Annotated in this window: 7 protein-coding genes; 1 reads left to right on the top strand and 6 read right to left on the bottom strand. The window is 38.6% G+C overall.

The window, feature by feature from the left end; all coding sequences use genetic code 11:
- The coding region (locus U9Q18_05750; GenBank protein ID MEA3313861.1) for a DUF126 domain-containing protein at positions 1 to 251 on the top strand (251 nt) is incomplete at its 5' end.
- Positions 252 to 334: 83 nt separating this feature from the next.
- Here the strand turns inward: U9Q18_05750 and U9Q18_05745 are convergent.
- The 6 genes from U9Q18_05745 to U9Q18_05720 are packed head-to-tail and all read right to left on the bottom strand — an operon-like array spanning position 335 to position 5,727.
- Entirely contained in the window at positions 335 to 1,039 is a 705-nt protein-coding gene (locus U9Q18_05745) for a polyphosphate polymerase domain-containing protein (GenBank protein MEA3313860.1), read from the bottom strand.
- Positions 1,036 to 1,260, bottom strand: coding sequence for a hypothetical protein (locus tag U9Q18_05740; GenBank protein ID MEA3313859.1), 225 nt, complete (start codon positions 1,258 to 1,260; stop codon positions 1,036 to 1,038). The genes U9Q18_05745 and U9Q18_05740 overlap by 4 nt, the downstream gene beginning before the upstream one ends.
- A complete protein-coding gene (locus tag U9Q18_05735) occupies positions 1,250 to 2,128 on the bottom strand; it encodes a hypothetical protein (protein MEA3313858.1) in 879 nt (292 codons plus the stop codon). Before U9Q18_05735 ends, U9Q18_05740 begins: the two co-directional genes overlap by 11 nt.
- Positions 2,115 to 4,817 (bottom strand): CotH kinase family protein, encoded by a 2,703-nt coding sequence (locus U9Q18_05730; protein ID MEA3313857.1) that lies wholly within the window; start codon positions 4,815 to 4,817, stop codon positions 2,115 to 2,117. Before U9Q18_05730 ends, U9Q18_05735 begins: the two co-directional genes overlap by 14 nt.
- Before the next feature lies 1 nt (position 4,818).
- Positions 4,819 to 5,514 (bottom strand): DUF4956 domain-containing protein, encoded by a 696-nt coding sequence (locus tag U9Q18_05725; GenBank protein MEA3313856.1) that lies wholly within the window; start codon positions 5,512 to 5,514, stop codon positions 4,819 to 4,821.
- Positions 5,515 to 5,565: 51 nt separating this feature from the next.
- On the bottom strand, positions 5,566 to 5,727 hold the full coding sequence (locus U9Q18_05720) for a hypothetical protein (GenBank protein ID MEA3313855.1): 162 nt from the start codon (positions 5,725 to 5,727) through the stop codon (positions 5,566 to 5,568).
- Positions 5,728 to 5,948 lie beyond the last annotated feature (221 nt).

Genomic DNA, 5,948 nt, shown 5'->3' with positions numbered 1-5,948 from the left:
TCCTCTTCCCATACGGAAAAGGATCGACTGTTGGGTCGTACATAATCTACAGTCTCAAGAAGAACGGTGTAGCCCCGTGCGCCATGATCAACCTCGCATCCGAGACGATCGTTGCTGTTGGCGCGATAATATCCGACATCCCGCTGGTGGATCGACTTGAGCAGGATCCGCTTGTGATCTTCAATGACGGCGATTTCGTGAAGGTGGACGGGACGATGGGGCGCGTGATCAAGATGCCAGTGCCAGTTTAGGGACTGTGGGGCGGCACAGGTTCACAATCACAAACATGGCATTCCAAAAAGATTGTAAAGACGTACAATCTGACAAAGTCAAGTTACATACTGGATGAATAAAGTCTTTCGATTCCAGATACGTATTTAGAACTTTTTGTCATTCTGAATGGGAAGTGATTGGTAATATATCCCGCGTCATCATCGTCTTTGTCAGAATATTTTAATTCTAAAACTATGTTGTTGTGATCAACGATTCTTTCAATGAAAGAATTATTTGTGGAGTCTATTTTGTAAAATTCCATATCAAAGTCGATGGTGATTCTGAATTTACGGTCTGCTGATTCGAAATACTTTCTGCTGTAACGATTGAGAAGAGTGAATTTCAACGATTTAAGATGTTCTGATAATATATCGGGGACACCTGATTTTGCGAATATGCCTTGTTGTGCTTTCAACGAGTAGTCGCTGCCAAGGTAAAACGAATCTAACGGATATTTCAGTTTACCGCCCAAAAAACCTTTCTTGATCTTTAATTCCAAAACGGGCTTTTTGATGAATCCGAATAAGTTCCCATACCAACGAATACGGACTTTCAACCGTTGACTTATGCCAATAACGTTGTCAAAATAACTTGACCAGTTGATTGTGTCAAAGTAGATATTGTTCACAAATCGCTGATGATATATTTCCGAAAAGATTGCAGGATGAAGTTTGACAATCGATTCAATTTCATATCTATTCAGTTCAGAACTTAGAAACTTTCTTTCGTATCTGAAACTTGTTGGATTTAGAATATCTGCTATCATCGTTTTCTTAACTTGTTAAATAAAATGATAAATACTATGAGTCCGCTCATAAGAGTGAAAGAGAACAGAATCCCCAGACGGAAATAAATATTTGATAACACCCTTTGAATTTTATCCAATAGGCTATTATGTGCGTCGAAGTATATAGTCCAGTAGGCTATTCCATAATGGTCTATCTCTTCTAATTTTTCACCAGTTAGTGAGATGGGTTCAAATGTCACTTCTCCCCCCCCTCGTTATGTCTACTTTGATAATAGCATCTTTCTCAGTATCGCCAAGCCCACAAGCAATATATGTTATATTGTGTTTTTCATCTTTGTGATAAAATAAAGGTAGAGACCAAGAAACACCAATATCCCCTGACATCATAAATACCTTTTTTGTTTGAGATAATCGGGTAATCTCCGGCATAACGACCGATTTAAAATTATCGATGTTTTCATAATTGGCGTGAGAATTCGTATGTGGATAAACTGTTCTTTCTAAATGCGCATTGTTTTTGCTCCAAATCAAATTATGCGAGAATATAAATACATTTTTCACCTCTTCGGATTTATTAGCATAATCTAAAACACCTTTCAGATATTCCAATTGTTTACCAACTATTTCTCCATTATTGATCTGCCCGTCCAATACGATGAATAGTTCAGAGCCATGTCTAAAATCAAAGTAAGTCTGACCAAAATGAGATTCATATAACTCACGGTTTGTTAAATCATGATTCCCAACAGCGTTGAATATTGAGATTTCTACATTTGAACATACCGGTTTGAAGTTTTCAATGTAAACAGGATTTGCAGCTCGAATGGAATCTCCTAACAAAATAAAAAATTTAGCTTCATTTTGATTTATCATATCCACATTTGCAAGAAATGATGCCGAAGGAAAAACTGAAGGAGATTGAGGTGCCCCATACACATGTCCTGCAACAAAAAAGGAATATTCTTGCGATGTGTCAGAAAGTTCCAAAACCTTTCCATTCAGTGGCGAAGTAATAGTTTCTGCCCCAAAAGCAGAAGAGCAAACGGGTGCCCATAGAAGAAACATCATTATACAGAACATGACCAATCCATAACTATTTCTCGCCATATAAAATCCCCCATACGTCCTTTTGAGTAGCATCAATTTTTTGATTATCAACTAATAAAGTCGAACCTTCTTCAATGAGATATGACGTAGTCACATTTATCATGTCAACAGAAGAAACCGCCATCGCAGATTGACCAAACTCAGACTTTTTCTGATAGATCACAAAACCGACTTCACTTGCTGATATTTTAACATTTTCGATATTTACCTGAGACCTATCTTTACTGGCTGTTGCGACATAGCAATCGTTAAATTCAATTTGGTTTACATTAACCCGGCTGTTTTCACCTACACTCACACCCTTATCCCCAGCCCCGCTGACAAAACACTTCGTAACGTCAACTGCGCTTCCAGAGAAATCCAGCCCATCGTTTCCACAATCAACAAATGATGTGTGAAATATTGAACCTTTTCCAAAATCAACATCAAGCGCATCCGAAAGGGCATGCTTAAAAAGCGAGTTTTTGATTTCAAATTCCGACCTCACAATGTTCAGCATATCATCTCCAGCTTTGTTATTGGAAAGTTTGCAGCCGTCAATTTCCACGGGGGACTCATAGAATGTGATCGCACCAGTCAATTGCCAGCCATGTTTTGAAGGTGCAGACAGGTTTTTGAAGACCACCTTTTCAAATACAGACTTCTCGCCAGCATTTAATACTGCAATTCCCTGCCCGGTGGAATCCGATGAACTGATGACAATAGGATTGTCTTCAGTACCGAAGAATTGGAGTGGAGAATACGAAAGAATTGTAGAGTTGTTCTTTAAGTCCAATTGTGTTCCTTCTCCACAGACGACCGTATAATCCGCAGGAACAATCAGACTATCATTCAATTCCCAATCACCGTGTTTTATCAATATCCTTTTGGTTGCATTGTCTACGAACAGAAAATCAAACTGTCCTACATTGGGTTTCTGCCTAATGAAGTCAGTAGCAAGGAAGTCCTCTGATAGGTGAGACCAGAGGAAAACGGTTTCATTTCGTAAGCGACTTGTTCCCAAAAGTTTGTAATTTAGTCTTAAATCTGCAATGCAGTCATTTGACCAATTGAAGCCTTCAGGGAGCATAAACTCGATTTTTTCGTACTGAACTGGTTCAGATGATATTTTCGCTTGTAAAATATTCATATTCTGTTTTGGCTCAAATATTTGTGATTCTTTGTAACTCACATTCAAAATTTCTATGGGCATTGATTGAATATCCCCTACTTCAAGTATGATGCTTCCGTTAGTGGTGTTTTGATAAAAATAAGCATGCAAGCCTTTTATAGGATTCAACACTTTTCTGATACAATTCTGATTATTATAAAAAACATCTTTTGAAAAATGATAATAGAGATAATCTTTGTAAATAATATGTATTTTTCTTTTTAGGTCAGCGTCCACCTCAATAAACAAGTCATCCATGTATGATTTTTGAGAAAGGCGTTCAAGCTCTTGATTATATCTTTCGAAGAAAACAGGGTCGGAAAACATGATGGAGAAGATATCAGGTGAACATGTGGATTGCTCACTGTTTAAGACCAGCTGTTTTTGTGAGCCCCTTAAAGTGGTTGTTGATTGTCCTGCATTTCCATCGAAGCTAATGGGCTCCAGGAGTGAAGTAACGGGATTATAATAAAACCGCAAATTATTCCACCACAATGCATGTTGTGCGCCCATTAAGTCAGTCATAGCGATATATTTTGCCAATTTGGGAACATCAAACACCTGGTGTGTTTGCAGGGTTCCATTTCTAAAAGACTCTAAAAGGTCTTTGCCTGTAATAAATTGGTTAAAAAGTGTAGAATCTGCCAGAGTTTTGTTTTTTCTGAAAACATCAATATCACTAGAATACATTGATTGAAGTCCAGTGAGATTAGTCAGAGGACATAATGGAAAATATTGTAGACAATCATCCCATAATATATCTTCATTCGTTTTTAGTATAGGACCCTCTCTATACCGATTATGCTCAACCAACCGCTTTTCAAAATGTTCTTCCAACGCATAAATTCCTTTATGCTTTCCATTTATAGTAACATCAATAAAGTCATACCGTAGTGATACAATCTCTTCCCTTTCAAGTGCCTGTTGGAATAACCATTCATTGAGATAATTTCTTGTTTTAGGCTCCTGAATAGAAAATAGTTTCATCCCCAAAAGCGTATCATCTCCCCTAACCTTTATCCGAAATGACCATTTATCACCTTTTAGGTGATCTGTCCAATCGCCTTTGAGTCTCAATCTCACATCAACAGTCTGGCCTTTGTACTGGATTTTTGCTGGTACCCAATCATCGTCTGAACCGATGAGAATGCCTTGTGCTAACGCAATTTCCCTTTTGTAAGCTAACTTTTGGAAGTCGTTATTTTTTATATCAATTGTGATTCGCTCTGGATTTGACTTGAGTCCATTGATATAATTTATTGGGATTTTATAGTTTTCGTGTAAAAGACCAGAAAGAATGAGTTGTGTATTGGCAGGAACTAAACCGACTGTTGATAATATATTTTTAGCCACCTCTTTAGCAGCAGGTGATGGGTTGTCGAGGGTGCCAAAGAAACCTCCTACCCCCATTCCAAAAATACACCCCACAATAAAAATAACAAAAATATACAGGATGACTGCTTTTTTGTTATAGAGACACCTGTAAAGGAACCGTAATACTGAGCCCAAACCACCATCATCGTCTTTTTTCAGTTGCATTCTAATATGCTCCCTGAGAATCCAAGAATGTAACTTTTACTAATTTAGAAAGCTTGCTCAGTTCGCTTCTGACCTTCTCTATTTTTTCATAGTCCTCAAAGTCGACTAAAAAAGATGCTTCTAATATTTCGTCTGTTTCATCAAATCGTTTCATATTCACGGATGAGCAATAGTTATTAAGAATTGTTACAATTTGGTTCAGGTCTATTTTGCCAGGATTAGAACTTGAAACAGTCAAATGCAAATTTTGATTTTCTTTTGGCTTGTAAACAAGTTTTTTCCTTAATATAATTATCGAAATAATCAGGAGAATGGCAACAGTTGTGACAAGTCGCTGATCTGCACCAAAACCTAAACCAATCGAAATGGTGAGAAATAAGTACGCCAATTCTTCTGGTTCCTTAATCGCCGCACGAAATCGTACAATTGATAATGCTCCGACTAACCCAAGCGAAAGTGCTAAAGATGACTTAACCACCGTGATAATCAATGTTGTAGTCGCAGCCATTATCACAAAATTCCTGGCAAACGCCCTTTTATTGGAAAGTGAGTCACCATAGTAGATATAGACTTGACCCAGTATAAATGATAAAGCCGCAGCCAATAATAAATTGACTAAGAAACCCCAGATCGGTATTTGGGCACCTTGAGTGGCTAAAAATTCTTCGAATGTTGATGTACCTGTAACTTGTACCATACCAGCACTTCTTGATGATTGGGATTAATATATGTTTCTATGCCCCGTACCCTACGGAAGCAGAAACAACCCCTCAGACGTCTTGATCATGCTTATGTCACTTCCAGCTTCCGCATGTAAAAACGCGGGCTTCTTCAGCAGAACAGTCTCGTACGTCTCCGGATCCGGCACCTGAACCGCGTCCTTCTCGATCGCGACCAGAACCGCGGTCACAACATCCTTCCGGCTGCCAAGTCTCGCGGCAGGCACGGCAGCATCAAACGAAACCCTTGAACCATCTGAAAGATCGATACCGTGAATCTATGGTGACATCCCGGCTGACGACATAGGTATTTATATCATGACGTGATAACAGAAATAACCGATTGCCTGCGTTCAATTCGCATCGGAGGGAATATTATCACGTACCTCAAGACTCACCTATCCGGTGGAAC

The sequence above is a fragment of the Caldisericota bacterium genome, from assembly GCA_034717215.1.
GTDB lineage: Bacteria > Caldisericota > Caldisericia > Caldisericales > Caldisericaceae > UBA646.
Note: the sequence above shows the minus strand (reverse complement) of the source record. Positions and strands in the feature narration are given on the sequence as shown.